The organism is Weissella sp. DD23 (genome assembly GCF_001579105.1).
Taxonomy (GTDB): Bacteria; Bacillota; Bacilli; order Lactobacillales; family Lactobacillaceae; genus Weissella; species Weissella cibaria.
Genome location: NZ_KQ970390.1, coordinates 310622 through 312137, shown reverse-complemented (window position 1 = coordinate 312137; position 1516 = coordinate 310622). Strand labels below are relative to the sequence as shown.

Here is a 1516-nt window from a genome sequence, read left to right as displayed (position 1 = left end):
CCAGTTAACAAAGCCGCCTATGTCTTTGGAACCGGTACACTTGCCGCTAGTGTTGCAACCGGCGGGTCAACTGTCATGGCCGCCGTCATGGCTGGTGGAATGGTGCCGCCATTGGCAATCTTTGTCGCAACATTATTGTTCAGACATAAGTTCAGTCAAAAGAACCGCGAAGCCGGCCTAACCAACATTGTCATGGGATTAAGTTTCATCACAGAAGGGGCGATCCCATTTGCAGCGGCTGATCCAGCGCGTGCCATCCCAAGTTTTGTTGCTGGTTCAGCGTTGGCAGGTGGATTAGTAGGCCTAGCAGGGATTAAATTATTGGCACCTCACGGCGGTATCTTCGTGGTTGCCTTAACAAATTCACCATTGTTGTACTTGCTCTTCGTAGCCATTGGTGCAATCGTAGCGGGCGTCATCTACGGGTTACTAAAAGCACCTGACGCGGATTAAAAGAAATGGGGGACATTATCATGTCTTTAAATTGGGGAATTATTGGTACTGGCACGATTGCCAACGAAATGGCAGCAAGTTTATTAGCGCACCAGCAACCGGCTATGGCTGTGACGGCTCGAGATCAAGCAAAACTGACATCCTTTGCGGAACAGTATCAAATTCCAAAAACCTACGAGACAGTCGCGGATTTATTAGCCGATGAAACAATTGATGCTGTCTATATTGCAACGCCACATAATACACACTTTGACTTTATCAAACAGGCTTTGGCGCATCATAAACATGTGTTAGCAGAAAAAGCGATAACTGTCTCTAACGAAGAGTACACTATCGTTCGAAAGTTAGCCCAGGACGCTGGATTAGTTCTCTTAGAGGCGATGACACCAGTACACATGCCACTTTTCAAACGACTTCGTGAACTCATTAATCAAGGCGCATTGGGGCAGATTAAGGTGATTAACACAACTTTTGGTAGTCATAAGCCTTACGATCCAAAAAATCGATTCTTTAATCCTGATTTAGCAGGTGGGGCACTACTTGATATTGGTGGTTATGCAACACAGGCCTCTGTCTACTTTATGAACAGTACGCCAAGTAGGGCAAACTCGATGATGGTCCCTTTTGAAACCGGTGTTGATGAACAATCAGTGACGATTCTAGCAAATGACAATCATGAAATGGCGACCATCACATTATCAATGCAAGCTAAGCAACCTAAGGCCATTACAATTTCTGGCACTAAAGGGTACCTACGTATACCAGATTTCCCACGCGCTGATGCCGCCATTTGGTATCACACCGATACCGGCGAGTCAGAAGCGATTGCGTTAGGAAATTCTGCAGATGCTTTGTGGTATGAGATTTCAGATTTTGAGCAAGCAGTACAAGACCCAAAAATTGCTCTCGAATTTACCAATTTAACAGGGATGCAGTTCGAAACCTTAAGTAAAATTCAACAAGAATGGTAATAATTGCATTATTTAGCGGCGTTGCGCACAACGCCGCTTTTTATTGTTAAAATGAATACGAAAGATACGGAGGGGCAAGATGAGCGAAAAAG

The 1516-nt window shown here is 44.9% G+C and carries 2 protein-coding genes; both read left to right on the top strand.

The genetic code is table 11. From position 1 onward, the window contains the following. A partial coding sequence (locus WEIDD23_RS14245) for a fructose-specific PTS transporter subunit EIIC (protein ID WP_242865372.1) occupies positions 1-453 on the top strand: 453 nt, incomplete at its 5' end. Between the two features lie 20 nt (positions 454-473). Then, entirely contained in the window at positions 474-1424 is a 951-nt protein-coding gene (locus WEIDD23_RS01500) for a Gfo/Idh/MocA family protein (protein WP_010374898.1), read from the top strand. The last annotated feature ends 92 nt before the right edge of the window (positions 1425-1516 follow it).